This is a genomic window from Uliginosibacterium sp. TH139 (assembly GCF_002855595.1).
GTDB lineage: Bacteria > Pseudomonadota > Gammaproteobacteria > Burkholderiales > Rhodocyclaceae > Uliginosibacterium > Uliginosibacterium aquaticum.
This window is the reverse complement of record NZ_PKRR01000004.1, coordinates 451572-470712: the sequence shown is the minus strand read 5'-3', so window position 1 is coordinate 470712 and position 19141 is coordinate 451572. Positions and strand designations below refer to the sequence as shown.

Annotated in this window: 17 protein-coding genes and 1 tRNA gene; 9 read left to right on the top strand and 9 right to left on the bottom strand. The window is 62.1% G+C overall.

The window, feature by feature from the left end:
* The first annotated feature begins 43 nt into the window (after positions 1-43).
* A complete protein-coding gene (locus C0V76_RS11990) occupies positions 44-1060 on the top strand; it encodes an ABC transporter substrate-binding protein (protein ID WP_158239231.1) in 1017 nt (338 codons plus the stop codon).
* Entirely contained in the window at positions 1060-2550 is a 1491-nt protein-coding gene (locus tag C0V76_RS11985; RefSeq protein ID WP_101942630.1) for an ATP-binding protein, read from the top strand. The genes C0V76_RS11990 and C0V76_RS11985 overlap by 1 nt, the downstream gene beginning before the upstream one ends.
* Here the strand turns inward: C0V76_RS11985 and C0V76_RS20035 are convergent, their stop codons facing one another.
* Complete coding sequence (locus C0V76_RS20035) at positions 2551-2715, bottom strand: LiaI-LiaF-like domain-containing protein (protein ID WP_173893991.1); 165 nt, start codon at positions 2713-2715, stop codon at positions 2551-2553.
* Positions 2716-2832: 117 nt separating this feature from the next.
* Here C0V76_RS20035 and C0V76_RS11980 point away from each other — a divergent pair, with 117 nt between their 5' ends.
* From C0V76_RS11980 to C0V76_RS11965, 4 genes are all read left to right on the top strand, one after another.
* Positions 2833-3138 carry a hypothetical protein gene (locus C0V76_RS11980; RefSeq protein WP_101942629.1) on the top strand — a complete coding sequence of 102 codons (306 nt, stop codon included), beginning with the start codon at positions 2833-2835 and terminating at the stop codon, positions 3136-3138.
* A gap of 136 nt (positions 3139-3274) precedes the next feature.
* Positions 3275-5002 carry a DUF1800 family protein gene (locus C0V76_RS11975; RefSeq protein ID WP_101942628.1) on the top strand — a complete coding sequence of 576 codons (1728 nt, stop codon included), beginning with the start codon at positions 3275-3277 and terminating at the stop codon, positions 5000-5002.
* A gap of 10 nt (positions 5003-5012) precedes the next feature.
* Positions 5013-6392 carry a DUF1501 domain-containing protein gene (locus C0V76_RS11970; protein WP_101942627.1) on the top strand — a complete coding sequence of 460 codons (1380 nt, stop codon included), beginning with the start codon at positions 5013-5015 and terminating at the stop codon, positions 6390-6392.
* Positions 6393-6467: 75 nt separating this feature from the next.
* Complete coding sequence (locus tag C0V76_RS11965; RefSeq protein ID WP_101942626.1) at positions 6468-7229, top strand: TerC family protein; 762 nt, start codon at positions 6468-6470, stop codon at positions 7227-7229.
* A gap of 361 nt (positions 7230-7590) precedes the next feature.
* Here C0V76_RS11965 and C0V76_RS11960 read toward each other — a convergent pair.
* Positions 7591-7681: transfer RNA gene (locus C0V76_RS11960), tRNA-Ser, on the bottom strand.
* 191 nt (positions 7682-7872) lie between these two features.
* Between C0V76_RS11960 and msrP the strand changes: the two genes are divergently transcribed.
* Entirely contained in the window at positions 7873-8817 is a 945-nt protein-coding gene (gene msrP, locus C0V76_RS11955) for a protein-methionine-sulfoxide reductase catalytic subunit MsrP (RefSeq protein ID WP_101942625.1), read from the top strand.
* Positions 8817-9500 carry a sulfite oxidase heme-binding subunit YedZ gene (locus tag C0V76_RS11950; RefSeq protein ID WP_101942624.1) on the top strand — a complete coding sequence of 228 codons (684 nt, stop codon included), beginning with the start codon at positions 8817-8819 and terminating at the stop codon, positions 9498-9500. The genes msrP and C0V76_RS11950 overlap by 1 nt, the downstream gene beginning before the upstream one ends.
* Position 9501: 1 nt before the next feature.
* Here C0V76_RS11950 and C0V76_RS11945 read toward each other — a convergent pair whose 3' ends face one another.
* Both C0V76_RS11945 and C0V76_RS11940 read right to left on the bottom strand, forming a co-directional pair.
* Positions 9502-10053 carry a hypothetical protein gene (locus C0V76_RS11945; protein WP_101942623.1) on the bottom strand — a complete coding sequence of 184 codons (552 nt, stop codon included), beginning with the start codon at positions 10051-10053 and terminating at the stop codon, positions 9502-9504.
* Between the two features lie 121 nt (positions 10054-10174).
* On the bottom strand, positions 10175-12136 hold the full coding sequence (locus C0V76_RS11940) for an ATP-dependent DNA helicase (RefSeq protein WP_101942795.1): 1962 nt from the start codon (positions 12134-12136) through the stop codon (positions 10175-10177).
* A 161-nt stretch (positions 12137-12297) separates the two neighbouring features.
* Between C0V76_RS11940 and C0V76_RS11935 the strand changes: the two genes are divergently transcribed.
* Positions 12298-14115 (top strand): GspE/PulE family protein, encoded by a 1818-nt coding sequence (locus C0V76_RS11935; protein WP_101942622.1) that lies wholly within the window; start codon positions 12298-12300, stop codon positions 14113-14115.
* 181 nt (positions 14116-14296) lie between these two features.
* Here the strand turns inward: C0V76_RS11935 and C0V76_RS11930 are convergent, their stop codons facing one another.
* The 5 genes from C0V76_RS11930 to C0V76_RS11910 form a co-directional block, all read right to left on the bottom strand.
* Positions 14297-15562: a gallate dioxygenase gene (locus tag C0V76_RS11930; RefSeq protein WP_101942621.1), complete on the bottom strand. Its 1266-nt coding sequence runs from the start codon at positions 15560-15562 to the stop codon at positions 14297-14299.
* A gap of 14 nt (positions 15563-15576) precedes the next feature.
* Entirely contained in the window at positions 15577-16665 is a 1089-nt protein-coding gene (locus C0V76_RS11925) for a 4-oxalomesaconate tautomerase (RefSeq protein ID WP_216821723.1), read from the bottom strand.
* On the bottom strand, positions 16658-17344 hold the full coding sequence (gene ligK, locus C0V76_RS11920; RefSeq protein ID WP_101942619.1) for a 4-carboxy-4-hydroxy-2-oxoadipate aldolase/oxaloacetate decarboxylase: 687 nt from the start codon (positions 17342-17344) through the stop codon (positions 16658-16660). The genes C0V76_RS11925 and ligK overlap by 8 nt, the downstream gene beginning before the upstream one ends.
* Positions 17345-17524: 180 nt before the next feature.
* Positions 17525-18550, bottom strand: coding sequence for an amidohydrolase family protein (locus tag C0V76_RS11915; protein WP_101942618.1), 1026 nt, complete (start codon positions 18548-18550; stop codon positions 17525-17527).
* Positions 18551-18574: 24 nt separating this feature from the next.
* Complete coding sequence (locus C0V76_RS11910; protein ID WP_101942617.1) at positions 18575-19126, bottom strand: hemerythrin domain-containing protein; 552 nt, start codon at positions 19124-19126, stop codon at positions 18575-18577.
* Positions 19127-19141 lie beyond the last annotated feature (15 nt).

Here is a 19141-nt window from a genome sequence, read left to right as displayed (position 1 = left end):
CCATCATCCGCGCACCTTCAATCGCCCTTTGCGGAGATGTTTCGTGTTCAAACACTTGTTGCTCAGCCTTGCCAGTCTGTTACTCCTGGTTCCGGTATCCCAGGCTGCCCCGGCCGGCAATCTGCGCATCCTGCACATCATGAGTTTCAACTCGCCTTATCGCTGGACCGATGGCCAGCTCGAAGGATTCAAGGCAGGGCTGGGTTCCGATGTCAAAACCGAGTATCAGGTTTTTCAGCTCGACACGAAACGCCAGAGCAGCAAGGAAGAAATGGAGCGCAACGCCCAGCGCGCGATGAAGATCATCGCCGACTGGAAACCTGATCTGGTCTACACCTCGGATGACGACGCCGTCCAGCTAGTGACCGCACACTACGTGAACAAGTCCCTGCCCTTCGTCTTCAGTGGCGTCAACAAAAGCGCCGAAGATCACGGCATCAAAGGTGCCACCAACATCACCGGCGTGCTCGAACGTGAGCACATCCTCGAATCCATCCATCTGGTTCAGGCCATCAAACCAGGCATCCGGCGCATCCAGATCCTCTCGGACAGCGCAGCCTATTGGCCACAAGTCATCGGGCGTGTCCGCAGTATCGCCCGCGAACACCAGGAGTTCAGTCTCGTCGGTGTGGACCAGCCCGTGGCCTACGCCGACTTCCAGCGCCTGGTGCTGGAAAATCCGAACAAGGCCGACGCGTACATGATTCTCGGCAACTTCAATTTCAAGGATGCAAAAGGCATGGATGTACCCTATCCGAATTTGCAGCGCTGGCTGGCTGAACACAGCAAACTGCCGGATCTATCCTTCTGGGATGACCGCATGCTTCATGGCACGCTCGCCGGCGTCACCGTATCCGCCTTTGAACAGGGCATGGCTGCAGGCAAGCTGGCCCGTGCCATTCTGGTCGACAAACGCAAACCCGCCAGTCTGCCGATTGCCCCCACCACCAAGGGCGTACCGGTTATCAGCCTGGCTCGCGCAAAGCAACTGGGGCTCATCCCGCCCTCCACTCAGCTGCTATCATCGACCGTGGTGACTTCCTACATCTGGGACAAGTAATGAAACTGGGGCTGCGCAGCAAGATCATCACCATCGCTGCACTGGTGATCATCTTCGTCACTGCGTCCTTCGCGCTGAGCGGCACCCTAGTCTATCTTCATCATCATGCCGAAGTGCTGCAGTCCCGTTCGCAGGCCGTGGCGCGCGGCCTGGCTATCCAGCTTGAACGGGTCACTGCGCTGGGTCTGGACATCCACGATGTCACCGGATTCGAAGCGCAATGCGCTGAAGCCGTCAGTGCTTACCCCGGAGTTTCATACGCGCTGATTGCTGCGCAGGATGGCACAGTGCTTTTTTCCAGCCGCCCGGAACTGAGCGGCAAGCCGCTGGCCGAACCGGAGCTGCTCAAAGCCTTACAGAAAGGCAGCCGCAGCACCGAGGTCGAAGCCGAACAGAGCCTGGCCGTTCTGGAATCTGTACGTGGCAGCAATGACCCACAGATTGCCAGCGTCATCGTGGCGTTCCCGCTCTCGGATATCGACCAGAAGCTGCGCTCGATGCTGCTGCTGGGGCTTGGCGCAGGCGGCAGTGTGGCCGTGATCGGACTGCTGGTGCTCTACCTGATGCTGCGCCACTTCGTCACCCGCCCGATCTCCCGGCTGATGCAAGTCGTAGCCCACCTGCAGGCCAACCCCGGTGACTATTCGCCACGCGTGCCACCCCAGCAGGATGACGAAATCGGTCTTCTCGTGAATGGTTTCAACCAGTTGCTGGACAATATCGAGGAGCGCGAGCGCGAACTCATCGAAGCGCGCGACAACTCGGACAAGGCCAATCGCATGAAGTCCGACTTCCTCGCCGCCATGAGCCATGATCTGCGCACTCCGATGCACGCCATCTTGTCTATGAACGAGTTGCTGCGCAGCACTACGCTAACCGAGAAACAGCAGCGTTACTCACTCAATGTGCATAAGGCCGGGCAATGGCTGCTGGGCATCATCAATGACATCCTCGCCTTCGCCAAGATCGACTCTGGCAAGCTGGAACTGATGCATGCTGATTTCAATCTGCAGCAACTGATCGAAGACACCATTGCCTTGCAGGAGGACTTTGCCAGCAGCAAGAAGCTTGAGCTCAGCTTCGCGATCTCGCCGGAGCTGCCCCGGCATCTCAACGGTGATGCGCCGCGCCTGATGCAGATGCTCACCAACTTGATCAGCAACGCAATCAAGTACACCGATCAGGGCAGCGTGCATCTGGACATCACCCCGCTCCACAACCGGATTTCCTTTTCGGTCACCGACACGGGAGTCGGCATCGACAAGAGCAAGCTTCACCTGCTCTTCGAGCCCTTCGTGCAGGTCGCCAACGCCGATGGTCAGCGCCGCTCGGGCACCGGCCTTGGGCTCTCGATCGTCAAGCAGTTGGCCGAAGCCATGGGCGGCGAAGTGGGCGTGGATAGCTCGCTCAAAAACGGTGCCACCTTCTGGTTCACTGCCCGTCTGCAGCCAGCCAGCCATCCGGCGCCTGACGCCCCCTCCGCCCCCTGATCACCCCTTTTTGCCGAGCAGGCCTAGCACTCCCACAGCAATCAGAATCAACGGCCACCACGTATGTAGTACCTGAGCCACTTGGCTAAAGCGGAACAAGCCGAGATTGCTCAGCAGAAAGAGACTGCCCACCACGATCAGGGCAATCGAACCGAAACGCGACATATCCAGGACTCCGTGAAATAGTTCCGCTGCACTGTGCCAGCAGCAGCACCTCGCAGCAAGTCCGGCACGCGTATTGCTAAACCTAAGTATCGTTTAACTACCCTGAGTGAACACGCCATGGATCCCGTAGTAATTCAGCTCCTCGCCCGCATCAAGATCCGTCTGCGCCAGGAAAAGGGTGTCGCCGTGAACACCCAGCGTTTTTTCACTGATCAAGCCTACGCCTGCCAAGTACTGGATGCTGCTGAGGATTGCGAAGACATTGACCTTGTCACAGGCTCGCTCGAAATCCGCAACCGTCTGGGCTGGATCCAAGCTGATAGTCTGCAAAGCACCACCACTTCAGCACCCGCAAGCAAATCATCTCCTGCACCAGAAAAAGGCAGTAAAACCGATCGCTATATGTTTGGTGCCCGCTCCTAGGGCGTCAGCCAGCAACCGTCTCCTCACGCAGCACTTCGGGTTCCTCGCAAGGGGAACCCTTTTTGTTTACCCTGATCCCGTTCAGGCCCTGCCCGCCCTAAACTCCTGGCCAGATGCACACTCTCGGAACAGGACCATGAAACTGCTGCGTTCTTGCCTGCCTCTTTTCCTGGGTCTGCTGGCCGCCTGTGGCAGCACTTCGCCACGCTCTGACCCGTGGGCCTATCCGGATAGCCCGGCGGCCATCAAGCGCCCCGCCACACCGCCCGGCCCCCGTTACCCTGCGCCCTCTCCGGTGGACGCTTCGCGCTTCCTGCAGCAAGCCAGCTTCGGCCCTAGCCTGGCGGAGATCGACGCCCTCAGCAGCAGCGACTACCCACACTGGTTCAAGCAGCAGTTCGCACTGCCCCAAACGCTGTTCCTTCCCGATGTGGAGCCTCATCACGCGCAGCTCGCCAAGGGCCAGAACCTGCGCCAGCAACTGTTTTTCGAGATCTTCTGGAAGCGTGCAGCCACCGCGCCGGACCAGTTGCGCCAGCGCGTGGCCTTCGCGCTCTCGGAAATATTCGTGATCTCGTTTGAAGGCATGCTAGATGTGAAGATCCGCGGTGTCGCCTCCTATTACGACATGCTCGGGCGCAATGCCTTCGGCGACTTTCGCAGCCTGCTCGAAGAAGTAGCCCGCCACCCAATGATGGGCATCTACCTCTCCCACCTGAAAAACCAGAAGGAAGACCCGGCCAAGGGCCGCGTGCCGGACGAGAACTTCGCCCGCGAAATCATGCAGCTGTTCACCATCGGCCTGCAGGAGCTGAACCCGGACGGCTCCTTGAAGCTGGAGAACAACCAGCCCATCGAAACCTATGACATGGACGACATCACCGGGCTGGCCAGGGTTTTCACCGGCCTATCCTACGGCGGCCCCGGCACGACGGATCAGCACTTCTTCCAGCAGGGCAAGGAACCGCACTGGGACATCCTGCCGATGAAGGGCTATCCGAAATTCCACTCGACCAGTGAAAAGAATTTCCTCGGCGTCACCATCAAGCCACAGGTGCAAGCTGATCCGGAAGGGGATCTGAAAATCGCGCTGGACCGACTTTTCAATCACCCCAACGTCGGCCCCTTTTTCGGCCGCCAGCTGATCCAGCGCCTCGTGACCAGCAATCCCTCGCCAGCCTATGTCGAACGCGTCGCACGTGCCTTCAATGACAATGGCGCTGGCGTGCGCGGTGACATGCAGGCCGTGATCCGCGCCGTGCTGTTGGATCCAGAGGCCCGCAACCCCGCAGCAGGCTCCAGCGGCAAGCTGCGCGAGCCGATCCTGCGCCTGTCGCAGTGGATGCGAGCCTTCCATGCCACCTCGGCCTCGGGAGAATTCCGCATGCAGAACACCGACAACCCAGCCAACTCGCTCGGCCAGAGTCCGCTGCGCTCGCCCAGCGTGTTCAACTTCTACCGCCCCGGCTTCATGCCGCCGGGCAGCGAAATCGCCCGCAAGAACATGGTGGCGCCGGAGATGCAGATCGTCTCCGAAAGCGCTGTGGCCGGCTATGCCAATTTCATCCAGACCACGATCGACGCAGGCGCCGGTCGCGCCGAGGGCGGGCGCCGTGACATCCAGCCAGACTACAGCGCGCAGATGGCGCTGGCCTCGCAGCCCGCCCGCCTCGTCGAGCAGCTGGATCTGCTGCTCACCGGCCAGCGCCTCACCGAAGCCTCCCGCCAGCGCATCACCGCGGCCGTAGCCGCTCTGCCCCTGCCGGCCAGCCCGGTCACTGCGCTCGAAAACGCGCAGCGCAACCGCGTGAAGCTGGCCGTGCTGCTGGTGATGGTGTCGCCCGAATATCTGGTGCAGAGATGAGGATGCAAGCATGAGCCAAGCTTCCCGCCGCGAATTCCTGCGCCGCGCCGGCGCCCTCACGCTGCTGCGCACGGCCGGGCCGCTGGGCCTGCAACTGGCCGGCATCGGTGCCGCGGCTGCCGCCAACCGGCCCGATGATTACCGGGCCATCGTGTGTCTCTTCATGTACGGTGCCAACGACGGCCACAACACGGTCATACCGCTGGATGAGTCCGGCTATGCACGCTATGCGACGGCCCGGACAGTGTTGGCCCTGCCGCGCGAGCAATTGCTGCCGCTCGCCGCCAGCCAGCCGCTGGGCCTGCACCCGGAACTGGAACCCCTTCAGCGCCTCTATCAACGCGGCAAGACTGCGGTGCTCGCCAACGTCGGCCCGCTCATCGTGCCGATCAGGGATGCCGCCAGTTTCAAGGGCACGAACATTGCCCGGCCGCCCAAGCTCTTCTCGCATAACGACCAACAAGCCATCTGGCAGGCCTTCTCGCCCGAAGGCGCGAAGATCGGATGGGGCGGGCGAATTGCCGATCTGCTCGCCAGCCACAACGGCAAGCAACTCTTCACTGCCATCTCGGCAGCGGGCAACGCTGTTTTCCTCGCTAGCGACAAGACCATCCAGTATCAGATCACGCCGGGCGGTGCGATCGGCTTCAACCGCGTCACCAGTGGCAACCGCTATCCACCCCAGATCGCCGAGGCCTTGCGTGCCCAGATCGCGGCCAGTCAGGACGAGCTCTTCGGCAGCGAGTACGCAGCTGTCGTCAATCGCTCGATCGAAGCCCACGGCCTGCTCTCTGCGGCACTGGCCAGACTGCCCGAGAACGACCCGCGCATTGATCTGCCGCCTGAGCTCGCGCAGGACAAGCTCGCCCAGCAGCTGCGCATCGTAGCGCGCATGATCGGCGTGCGCGATGATGAAAGCATCCGACAGCGGCGCCAGATTTTCTTCGTCTCGCTGAACGGATTCGATACCCACGACAACCAGCTCGCCAAGCAAGGCGAGTTGCTGCGCAGCGTGGCGCAATCGGTCGCGTACTTCCAGGAGGCAATGGAAGAACTCGGCGTAGCGGACAAGGTCACCCTGTTCACGGCCTCGGACTTCGGCCGCGCATTGCTCTCCAACGGCGACGGCTCCGATCATGGCTGGGGCAGCCACCACTTCATCGTCGGCGGCGCCGTAAAGGGCGGGCAGCTCTATGGCCAGTTCCCGGAGGTCGCCCTGAACACGACAACGGACGTCGGCAATGGCCGCCTGCTACCCACTACGGCAGTAGACCAGTACGCCGCCACGCTGGCACGCTGGATGGGGGTGGCAGAAGCGGATTTGCCGGTCGTCCTGCCCAACATAGGCAACTTCGCCAGCAGCAACCTGGGCTTCATGCGCAACACTTGAGCGAATGAACGCAACACAGGAACCAGCCCCGGTTCCGCCGGTCTCATCACACCTTTTCTATAACGGATCCCGATCATGTTCGAATGGCTTGCCGACCCGAATGCCTGGATTGCCCTCGCCACCCTCACAGCGCTGGAAATCGTACTGGGTATCGACAACATTATCTTCATCTCCATCCTGGTCTCGCGCGTCGAAGCTTCGCGGCGCAACCTGGCGCGCCGGTTGGGCCTGTCGCTGGCCATGCTGAGTCGCATCGCCCTGCTGCTGTCGCTGGTCTGGATCATGAAGCTCACCGCCCCGCTATTCACCGTGCTGGCCCAGGAGATTTCCGGGCGCGACATCATCCTGATCGGCGGCGGCCTGTTCCTGCTGTGGAAGAGCGTGCATGAGATTCACAACTCGCTCACGGCGGAACAAGAAGCCCATCACACGGAAAGCGCGGCACGCGCAGCCTTTGGTGCCGTGCTAGTGCAGATTGCGATCATCGACATCGTGTTTTCGCTGGACTCGGTGATCACCGCCGTCGGCCTGGTCGACCAGATCGGCGTAATGGTCGCCGCAATCCTGATCTCGGTTGGCGTGATGATGTTCGCAGCCAAACCGATCGGCGAATTCGTTGATGCCAACCCCACCATCAAGATGCTGGCCTTGTCCTTCCTGGTGCTGGTCGGTGTCACCCTGATTGCAGAAGGCTTCGACACCCATGTGCCGAAGGGCTACATCTACTTCGCGATGGCCTTCTCTATCGTGGTAGAGCTGATCAACATCCGCCTACGCAAACGGGGCGAGCAAAAGCTCATGCTGCACAAGGAAATGCCCGGGCAGATCGACGCCTGAAGATTGACGCGACTCCCGAACCGATCAATCAGCCAGTGCTGATTGATCAAACACAGGACAGAAGCTTAAAAAAGCACAGCCCAAAGGATGAGCAGTTTTTCGTGTTCGGTGTATTTCACAGATGCTCCCAACAACGCTTGACCGAGGCCTTAAGCGGCCCCTGCTCGGTGGCCTGGCGACGCAGCGACTTCCAGAAGTTGATCAGGGAGGCATTCCGAGCAACGCATGCTCATGCGAAGAAAGGGTGCTTGGCGCGAACCGTAGGTACGCTTGCCTCAAGCGAGAGGTATGCATTCCATGCAGTACAAGCAAACCAGAAAAACAAAAGGCCCTGAATTTTCAGGGCCTTAACAGGTCTTCGTGGCGGAGAGGGCGGGATTCGAACCCGCGGTAGAGTATTACCCTACACACGCTTTCCAGGCGTGCGACTTAAACCACTCATCCACCTCTCCGCGAAGAGGCGAGATTATAGCCAGACTTGGCACCTTCGGGCAATGCCAGAGTAAAAACTTTCCACGCGCCAAGCGCTCGCCAAGGAATTTGTGCTTTTTCCCGTAAGCTTTTGCGCCCAAGGCGGTCTACTACGGATAGATCCCGACACCAGAGAGCCCGGCAGACCCACTGCCCTGAAAGGATGGACCCCATGCTGATCCGACGCCCCGACAACATCCCCCCCTCCGAAATCACCCCAGCTGAGCTCTACCAGGCCCGCCGCGAGTTCATGCGCAGCAGCAGTCGTGCAGTTCTGGCCGCTGCGACAGGGCTGGCGTTGCCCTGGGGGGCGGCCGAAGCTGCAGCACTTGCCAATGTGCAGCCCAATCGCCAGAAGATTGATGACAAACCGACGCGCCTGAAGGACATCACGAGCTACAACAACTTCTACGAGTTCGGACTGGACAAGGATGAACCTGCGGAAAATGCCGGCGTGATGAAGACACGGCCGTGGACCGTTGTAGTGGAAGGCCTGTGCAACAAGCCACGCAGCTTTGCCATCGAAGATCTGCTCAAGCTTGCACCACTTGAGGAACGCATCTATCGCATGCGCTGCGTCGAGGGCTGGTCAATGGTCATTCCCTGGGTAGGCTTCCCACTGGCGAGTTTGCTCAAGCTGGTCGAACCGCAGGGCAGTGCGAAATTCGTGGAGTTCGTGACTCACTACGACAAGCGGATCATGCTCGGCACCTGGCAACCAGTGCTGGACTGGCCTTATACCGAAGGTCTGCGTCTCGATGAGGCCATGCACCCGCTCACGCTGATGGCGGTCGGCCTCTACGGCGAGGAGTTGCTGCCTCAGAATGGCGCCCCGATCCGCCTGGTGGTGCCCTGGAAGTATGGTTTCAAGGGCGCAAAATCCATCGTAAAGATCAGGCTGGTCGAGAAGATGCCGGGCACGGCCTGGAACAAGGCTGCCGCCAATGAATACGGTTTCTATTCGAACGTCAATCCAGCCGTGCATCATCCACGCTGGAAGCAGGATACCGAGCGCCGCATCGGTGAAATCACCAAGCGCAAGACCCTGCTTTTCAACGGCTATGCCGACGAGGTGGGCCAGCTTTACACCGGCATGGACCTGAAGAAGAACTACTGATGCGAGACTGGATCAAGAACCCTGGGCGCGGCGCGATCGCGGCCTTCAAATGCGTACTCTTCCTTGCCTGCCTGCTGCCTCTGGCACACATGAGCTGGGGCTTTTTCAATGATGAACTGGGTGCCAACCCAGTGGAGGCGATTACACGTGGCACCGGCGAGTGGACCCTGCGCTTCCTGCTGGCCTCACTTGCCATCACGCCGCTGCGCAAGCTGAGCGGCATGAACTGGCTGCTGCGCACCCGCCGCATGCTGGGGCTGTATGCCTTTTTTTATGGCCTGCAACACTTCATCACCTACATCTGGCTGGACCAGTTTTTTGACTGGGAAGGCATCGCACGCGACATCGTGAAGCGCCCCTTCATCACGGTGGGCTTTGCCGCTTTCGTACTGCTGATTCCGCTCGCCGCGACCTCCTTCAACACCGCCATCCGCTGGCTAGGCGGGCGACGATGGCAGACACTGCATCGCTCGGTATACGCCATCGGCATCCTCGCTGTGCTGCACTACTGGTGGCTGGTGAAGCGGGATATTACCGAACCGCTGATCTACACCCTGATTCTGGCGACACTGCTAGGCTACCGTGCCTGGATGCGTGAGGAAGAGCGCCGGCGTCAGCTCGCCGCCGGGCGGCCACAGCAGAAAGTGAAAGCGCGCAAGATCATTCCGATCATTCCGCGCTGAGCTATCTGAGCAACGGCTTGACCTTGCGCTTGAACTCGACCGCCAGATTGACACGCGCGGACTTGTTCAGCGCCGTGATGATCTTGTTCCCAAGGGCGATGTAATCGCCAATGCGCGCAGCCTTGTCCAGCTCCTTCAGATAAGGTGCGGACTTGGCAGCGAAACTGGCACTGATGGTCTCGGTATAGATGCGGTAGAGCGCCATCAGGCGGGAACTCTCGTCAGAGGGCAGCGGGCTCTGCATTTCCGACATCCATGAAGCTTCGCCTTGCGCGGGCAGCTCCACGACTTCCGGCAGATTGGAGGCGGGGCCGGTATGCGGTGTGGGTTCCACACTCTCGAACACCGGATGGATCAGGCCGGCTTCCTGCAGCAGTTCCAGATGCTCCTGCAGGATCACGGGATCAACGGCAAACTTGCCACGCAGTTCAGACACCGGCTGCTTGCCATCCACAAGAATCAGGAGCGAGCGCACGCGCGGATGCAGGCGCATCTGGCGCTGCTGGATTTCATCCAGCCCGGCACTCGTCTTGGCAAAAACCAGCCTGTCCATCTGTTCCCCGAAACCGCTTCCAGCGGCGAATATTAGCTGTAGGTTCTTCTCCTACAGGCGCGCGGGGAAATATTACTTTGTATCTATGACAGCTGTCAGCACGCGAAGCTGCAATTTTTTGTCAATCTACCAAGCTGGCAGGCGGCGGCAAGGCTTCGAGGAAAGCCACCACTTCCTCCTCGATGCGTGTGCGGCGCATCGCCGGCAGGCTTTGCCAGACCCGCTTGCCATAGGGCTTGCTGATCATGCGCGGGTCGCAAACCATCAGCACACCACGATCGCGCTCGGAGCGGATCAGCCGCCCTGCCCCCTGTTTCATGCTGATCACCGCGCGCGGCAGCTGGTATTCCATGAACGGGTTCTTGCCCTGCTTCTCGATCCAGTCGACGCGGGCTTTCAGCACCGGGTCATCCGGCGGCGCAAAGGGCAGCTTGTCGATGATCACGACAGACAGCGCATCGCCCGGCACATCCACGCCTTCCCAGAAGCTCTGGCTGGCTACCAGCACTGCATTGCCGAGCTGACGGAAGCGCTCCAGCAACTCACTGCGCGAGGCCTGGCCCTGGATCAACAGGGGGAAATCCAACGCCTGGCGATGAAAGCGCGACTCGAGCCCCTCGTGGATGTGCTTCATGGCCCGCAGCGACGTACACAGCACAAAAGTGCGCCCCTGGGCTGCGCGGATCACCGGCACAGCGGCTTCGATGACTGCATCCAGATACAGCGGACTGTTCGGATCGGGCATATTCGCTGGTGCGTACAGCAAAGCCTGATCCTGATATTCGAAGGGGCTGCCCCACATGCCGGTATCGGGCGGCGGATCCAGCACATCGAGGCCCAGTTCGCCACAGTAGTGGCCGAAGCTCTGCCCGACAGCGAGCGTTGCGGAGGCAAAGATCCAGCTCTTGGCATTGCCCTCGATCTGCTTGCGGAAAATCTCGGCCACCCGCAGCGGGGTGGTATTCAGCGAGGCCGACTGGCTAAACACCTCGACCCAGCGGATCGTGTCCGGCTGATTCAGGCGGCGCCAGTTGGTGAGCCGGGCGTGCAGATCGGTGGCGCGCTGCCAGCATTTCTCCAGTCCTTCGGAGCGCTCGGCCTGCGATTCGGCCAAACCGACAAAGGCCTCCAGCTCATGCTCAACCGCGTCCAGCGCGGCCAGGAAGTCCGCCTTGTCGCCAACCTGCTCGAAGGAAAGCCGGGCGTTCTCGCCGGGAATCGCCAGACGCAGATCGCGAGCGGCTTTCTCCAGCGACCGGGTGGCATCCTGCAAGGGCAGGAAATCGCGTGCCCCCGCGACCGCCTCGACCCGGGTATCGCGCGCCAGATCGAGCATCTGGCCAGTGGAAGCCGAGTCGCCAAAGAACATCGAGGCAGTTTCCGGCAACTGATGCGCTTCGTCGAAAATCACCGTATTGCAGGCCGGCAACAGCTCGCCCATGCCTTCGTCGCGCAACATCACATCTGCGAAGAACAGGTGATGATTGACCACCACCACATCCGCCTCCTGCGCCGCGCGCCGCGCCGCCATCACGAAGCACTCCTTGGCGTTCGGGCACTCCTGACCGAGACAGTTCTCGCGCGTCGAGGTTGCCGCCATCCATACCGTGGAATCCTCGGGCACACCTGTGCACTCAGCCTTGTCGCCGGTCTGGGTGTGCATCAGCCATTTGGCAATCGTGCGGATGTGGACCGCATCCTCACGATTGAGGAAACGGCCTTCGAGCTGGGCCCGCCCGATATGGTAGTGACAGGCATAGTTCTGTCGCCCCTTCAGCAAGGCGACACCCACCGGCACCTTCAAGGCCTTGCGCACGGCCGGCAGATCGCGGTGAAAGAGCTGGTCCTGCAGGGTCTTGGTACCAGTCGAGACGATCACCTTGCCGCCCGAGAGGAGCGCCGGCACCAGATAGGCGAAGGTCTTGCCGGTACCGGTACCCGCCTCGGCCACCAGCAGTCGGTTGCCATGGATTGCGCGCGCAATCGCCGCCGCCATCTCCAGTTGCTGGGGGCGCGGGCGAAAACCGGGAATCACGCGGGCAAGCGTGCCGTCGTCAGCAAAGTGGGGGGTGATGTCGATCATGAGCAGGCAGACCAAAGGCCGCGCGATGTTAGCACGCTCAATGCGGCGGGTCCGGCTGTCGTTAAAAGCTGCAAAGGGCTTGAAAAACTCCCAAACCAAGCCCCTGCCCGTACTCCCTCGGGAGTACATTCCAGTCTCGCGCGCCCAGCCTTCCCCGTGACATGAACAGCCCTAGCTCGAAACACGCCGCCAGTGAACACCGCCTCCAGCTCAAGGAGGTTCTGAAACTGATGCGCGAAGATCGCCTGATCAGCCATGAGGATGCCGAGGCGATCTTCGCCGAACGCTACAGCCACAAGGGCGGTGCGCATCCGCTGGTGGTCATTGCCGAACGCCAGCTGAAATCCGCTCAGCCGCCGCACAAGCTCCTGCATATCGATGCCCTCACCGAATGGCTGGCCGGCAAACTGGGGCTGGAGTACTTCCACATTGATCCGCTGAAGATCAATTTCTCGACCGTTACCGAAGTGATGACCGCCGCCTACGCCTCGCGTCTGCAGGTGCTGCCTGTGCAGGTCAGTGGTAACGAGGTGGTGATCGCCAGCGCCGAGCCCTTCGTGCGCGAGTGGGAGGCGGAACTCCTGCATGTGCTGCGCAAGCCGATTCGCCGCGTGTTCGCCAATCCAGTGGATATCGAGCGCTTCCAGATCGAGTTCTACAACCTCGCGCGCTCGGTCAAGAAGGCCTCCCAGGCCGAGCAACAGAAGGGCAGCGCGATCTCGAACTTCGAGCAACTGGTCGAGCTCTCGAAAACCAATCGCCAGTTCGACGCCAACGAGCAGCACATCGTCTCCATCGTCGACTGGCTGTGGCAATACGCCTTTGACCAGCGTGCGTCGGACATCCACGTCGAGCCACGCCGCGAGATGGGCATCGTGCGCTTTCGCATCGATGGCGTGCTGCATCAGGTCTACCAGCTGCCGATGACGGTCATCAACGCGATGACCAGCCGCATCAAGATTCTCGGCCGCATGGACGTCGTCGAGAAACGGCGCCCGCAGGATGGCCGTATCAAGACCCGCACGCCACAAGGCACCGAGGTCGAGCTACGTCTATCCACACTGCCCACCGCCTTCGGCGAAAAGCTGGTAATGCGGATTTTCGATCCGGACGTGCTGGTGCGCAGCTTTGCCGAGCTCGGCTTCACTGACGAAGATCTGGTGCGCTGGCACCACATGACTCGCCAGCCCAACGGCATCATCCTGGTGACCGGCCCGACCGGCTCGGGCAAGACCACCACGCTCTACTCCACGCTCAAGCAGCTCGCCACACAGGAAGTGAATGTGTGCACGATCGAAGATCCGATCGAAATGGTGGAAGGCGCCTTCAACCAGATGCAGGTCCAGGCAGGTATTGACCTTGGCTTCGCGGACGGCGTGCGGGCACTGCTGCGGCAGGACCCGGACATCATCATGATCGGCGAAATCCGCGATCTGGAAACCGCCGAAATGGCGATTCAGGCTGCGCTGACCGGCCACCTGGTGCTTTCCACCCTGCACACCAACGATGCGCCCTCGGCCATCACCCGAATGCTGGATCTGGGGGTGCCACCCTACTTGCTGAATGCCACCATGCTCGGCGTGATGGCCCAGCGCCTGGTGCGCACCCTGTGCCCGCACTGCAAGCAGCCCTCGCCGCCCACGCCGGAAGAAGCCCTGGTCTGGGAGCAGCTCGTCGCGCCGTTCAAAGCCGCCGTACCACGCCATTTTCATCGCCCGATCGGCTGTCTGGAATGCCGCAATACCGGTTACAGCGGGCGCATGGGCATTTACGAAACCCTCCTGATGTCACCGGGCATCGCCCGCCAGATCCAGCACAACACCGAACTCGCTGCCGTTCGCCAGCAGGCCATGCGGGAAGACATGAAGCCGCTACGCATCTCGGGCGCCCTGAAGATCGCCAGAGGCCTGACCAGCCTCGAAGAAGTTGTGCGCTGCGCGCCGCCGGCACAGGATGAGAGCCTCGCTACCAGCACCTGATGCACCGCTCAAAAGCGCCCGCCTAAAACTTCACCTAAGGCCAAAACTTGTCATTCCCGCGAAGACGGGAATCCAGAGACGTAGAAAGACACTGGATCCCCACCTTCACGGAGACGACACGCTGCACATGCCCATCGCCTGACTGAGCGGTAGTGCCGCCTGAGGCGGACGCTCCCTGGCTTCAGACCCTGCCCTTACCCGCCACCGAGTAATTCACCTGGGTGTTGCGGGTCTTCATGAAGGCCTCGACGCTCTCGCCGCGCATTGCAGCGTAGATATGCAGATTCGGCACGCCCAGCGTGGCGCCGAGTTTTTCGAGCATGAAGAAGATCACGCCGTAGTGGATCAGGCCGCGCCAGTCGCGGCTGCGGATCAGGTCGCGCTCGGTTTCGCTCAGGCTAGCTGCTTCGAAGGATGCTTCGGGATCGGCGAGGAAGGCCGCGCGGTGCTCGGGGCGGATCATCTCGTGCAGGTAGCGGTTGATGCGGTAGGCCCGCACGCTGCGCTCCAGATCGAAAGCATAGGTGCCCTGCAGTTTTTCGGCGCCCGCCAGCTGCTCGCCCATGCGGGCGCGGTGGCGGGCCTGCTGGGCGCCGGTCGCCGGCCGACCTTCGTCTTCGAGGATCAGGGTGGCGATGCCAGTCATCGAGGGCAGGTAGTAGGAGCTGTGCAGGCGCTTCACATTCGCCGAGAGCGCGCCGCGCATGATCAGCCACATGATGACTTCAGCGCCTTCCAGCCCGCCCAGTTCGGCATATTCGGCGTGGGTCATGCCGGCGAGCTGAGCCGGATCCTGGGTGATCAGGTCGAGGAACTGGTGGTCCCACTCGGTGTTGTTGAAGCCGGCACGTTCGCCATGCACCTGGTGCGAGAGGCCACCGGTGGCGACCACCGCCACCTTGAGGTCTTCCGGATAGCTCTCCACGGCGCGGCGCAGGGCCTGGCCCAGCTTGTAGCAGCGCGCCGCACTCGGAATCGGGAACTGCAACACGCCGACCTGCAGCGGCACCACGGTGGTGGGCCACTGATTGTCCGGCCGGTCGAGCAGCACCGACATCGGCGAGAAGAAACCGTGATCGAGAGGTTTGTCCTGGAAGAAGGACATGTCGAACTCGTCGGTCACGAGGCTGGTGGCAATGTGCCGGGCCAGTGCCGGGTGGCCGGCGGCCGGCGGCAGATCGCGTGCGCCGCCGCCTTCGTCCGCCACCGCGTATTGCTCGCCCACGCCCAGCGCGAAGGCCGAGTAGTGATCGAAGAAGAAGGAGGTGACGTGATCGTTGAATATGTAGATCAGCACATCCGGCTTCTGTTCGTTGAACCACGCACGCAAAGGTTCGAAGGCCGTGAATATCGGCGCCCAGGCCGGATCGTTCTGCTTGCTGTGGTCGTAGGCGAAGCCGATGGTGGGGGTATGCGAAACCGCCACGCCGCCAATGATTCTTGCCATTCCTGTCTCCTTCTTCATTCGGCTACGGCTTCGCGCTGGGAGGCGCGTGCTGCAGCATAGACAACACCATCGAAAAGTTTGCGGGCGCTCAGGATCAATCCTGCCGAGCGAAATGCGCCCGCGCCATCGGTTTCTACCTGCACCCGCGTGGCGCCCGAGGGATGCTCGATGCGCATGGCCTTGCTGGCGCCGGCCGGCACCTGCGCGAGGCCTTCGGCCACGCTGCCGGGCAGCGCTGCGGCGGTGGCCACACTGAGCGCGCCGAACACGCCGATGCCGGCATGGCAGCGGTGCGGGATGAAGCTGCGGGTGTTGATCACCCCGCCGGCTTGCGGCGCGCTGATCAAGCTCATTTTCGGCACCGACTGCTCGCGCACATCGCCCAGATGCATCAGCGGCCCGGCTTCCAGCCGGATCGCTTCGAGCCGCGCCTTGAGCGCCTCATCGGCATCGAGTTCGGCACGCGTTTCGTCGCCCCGGCAGCCCAGATCGGCGGCGCGAATCAGCACCACCGGCATGCCATTGTCGATGCAGGTGACGTCCACACCCTGAATCCTGTCGCGGGCCCGACCGGTCGGCAGCAGCGCACCGCAGGAGGAGCCGGCCGTGTCGCTGAAAAACAGCGGGATCGGCGCTGCCGTGCCGGGCACCCCATCGAGTGCCGCGTCGCCCGCGTATTCGACGCGCCCCTCCGGCGTCTGCACCCTTGCCTCGGCGATCTGGCCGGTGTTCTCCATGTAGATGCGCACCATGGTCTCATCCGTCTGTGTCGGCACCAGCCCGCGCTCGATGGCGAAGGGGGCGACACCGGCGAGCAGATTGCCGCAGTTTTGCGCGCTGCTCACCAGCGGCTGATCGACGAAGACCTGCAGGAACAGGTAATCGACATCCACACCGGGGCGCTGCGACTTGCGCACGACCGCGACTTTGGAGGTGAGCGGATCAGCTCCGCCCATGCCATCGATCTGGCGCGCATCGGGCGAGCCCATCACCGCCAGCAGGAAGGCGTCGCGCGTGGCCGGGTCGGCGGGCAGATCCTCGGCGAGGAAGTAGCCGCCCTTGGAGGTGCCGCCGCGCATCCACATGCAGCGAGCACTATTCATAGCGCAGGCCGGCTTTCGCGAGGGTGTCGCGCATGTTGTACATGTCCAGCCCCAGTTCGCCGGCCGCAAAGCGGGCGCGCTTGGCGCCTTCGTTGTCTTCGCGGGCCTGGGCGGCAGCAGCGACCTCAGCCGCCAGCGCGGCCGGCACGATCACGACGCCATCGTCATCGGCAACCACTACATCGCCCGGATTGACCAGCGCGCCGGCACACACCACCGGGATATTCACCGAGCCTAGCGTGGCGCGGGTGCAGCCCTTGGCGTGAATCGCCCGGCTGAAGACCGGGAAATTCATTGCGGTGAGGTCTTTCACGTCGCGCACGCCGCCATCTATGACCAGGCCTTTCGCGCCGCGAGCGCGGTAGGAGGTGGCCAGCAGGTCGCCGAAGAAGCCATCGGTGCTATCGGCGGTGCAGGCGGCGATGACCACGTCGCCGGGGCGGATCTGCTCGGCCGCCACATGCAGCATCCAGTTGTCGCCGGGCTGCAGCAGCACGGTCACGGCCGTGCCGCACAGATGCGCACCGGCGTAGATCGGGCGGATCGTGGGTTTCAACAGCCCCACGCGGCCCATGGCCTCGTGAATGGTGGCCACGCCGAAGCGCGAGAGATGTTCGACGGCGGCCAGGTCGGCGCGCTCGATTTGCGTGCGCACCACGCCTAGATTGTTCATGCTCATTGCTTTCTCCTCAAAATCCACGGACCTTCACCGCGCACGGTTGGATCGTCGACGCGGGACCGATACGTAGGGTGGAGTGAAACTCCACCGCATGCGATGGCGGGCAAATGCCGCGCATGTGTCTGGAAAAATGGCGGAGTTGGCACTCCGCCCTACGACTTGACGCCCCTCGGTCGTGACTCATCGCCCGCGGGCTTTCAGTTGCGCATCGAGGCGCGGATAGACGCGGCGAGCATTGCCCTCGAAGATCTGCGCGCGCTCGGCGTCGGACAAGGCGGCGGCGTTGATGTAACGCCGGGTGTCGTCGAAGTGATGGCCTGTCTCCGGGTCGATGCCGCGCACCGCGCCGATCATTTCGGACGCGAACAGCACGTTCTCGACCGGGATCACGCGCGTCAGCAGGTCGATGCCCGGCTGGTGATAGACGCAGGTGTCGAAGAAGATGTTTTTCAGCAGATGCTCGCTGAGCAAGGGTTTCTTGAGCTCCTGCGCGAGGCCACGGTAACGCCCCCAGTGATAGGGCGCGGCGCCGCCGCCGTGCGGGATCACGAAGCGCAAGCTCGGGAAGTCGCGGAACAGATCGCCCTGGATCAGCTGCATCACGGCCGTGGTGTCGGCATTGATGTAGTGCGCACCGGTGGTGTGGAAGCAGGCATTGCAGCTGGTGCTGACGTGGATCATCGCCGGGATGTCCAGCTCCACCATTTTTTCGTAGAGCGGGTACCAGTGGCGGTCGGTCAGCGGCGGACTGGTCCAGTGCCCACCGGAGGGATCCGGATTGAGGTTGAGGCCGACGAAACCGTATTCCTTCACGCACTTTTCCAGCTCGGCAATGCAGCTCGCCGGATCCACGCCGGGCGACTGCGGCAGCATTGCCGCGCCCACGAAGCGCTCGGGAAAAAGCTGGGCGACCCGATGGCACAACTCGTTGCACAGCGAGGCCCAGGTGGCGGAGATCTGAAAGTCGCCGATGTGGTGGGCCATGAAGCTGGCGCGCGGCGAGAACAGCGTGAGGTCGATGCCGCGCTCGTTCATCTTGGCGAGTTGATTCAGCTCGATGCTCTCGCGCAGTTCGTCGTCGCTGATTTTCAGCTCAGAGGCCTTTGGCATTGCCGAAGGATCCTTGATGCCGGCGATCTGGCGCTGGCGCCAAGCTTCGAGGGCGGCCGGCGCGGTGGTGTAGTGACCATGGCAGTCGATGATCATGATGCGTGGACTCCTTGCTTCGGTTCAGATGTAGGGCAGTTTCTGCGGCGCATGGCGCATGTGCAGGGCCAGCCCGAGGGCCGCCATGTGGCTGCCGTTGCGGCCGAGAATGAGCTGGCACAGCGGCAGGAACTCGCGCTCCTCGAAGTCGGCATGGGCGCGGTAGCGGCTCACCAGCTCACTGGCCAGCGCGCCATCGAGCGGCTCGACATGGCCATTGGTGAGGCGCTTGAGCTGCGGCGCCAGGCGATACCAGAGCACTTCGATGGCGCGGTGCTCTTCGGTCAGGCGCTGCACCATGGCCTGCACCCTGGCGGCTTCTTCGCCGGCCACCGAGCTGGCCAGCACGGCGGTGAAGAGCTCGCGCTCTTCCTCCTCGTGGTGGGCCAGCATGGCTTCGGCGAAGAAACGCTGGGTTTGCCCGGCGAGCTCCCGGGCGCGGGTCGCGGCGGCAGCCAGCGCCGGCAGTTCGCCCAGCGCGCCAAGATGCGTGAGGATGCCTTCATGGCAGTGCGAGAAACTCTCCAGCGGGGAGTCTTCCGGCGTGCCGGGTTTGCCGGGTAGTTCAGCACTCACGATGCCACCTCCATT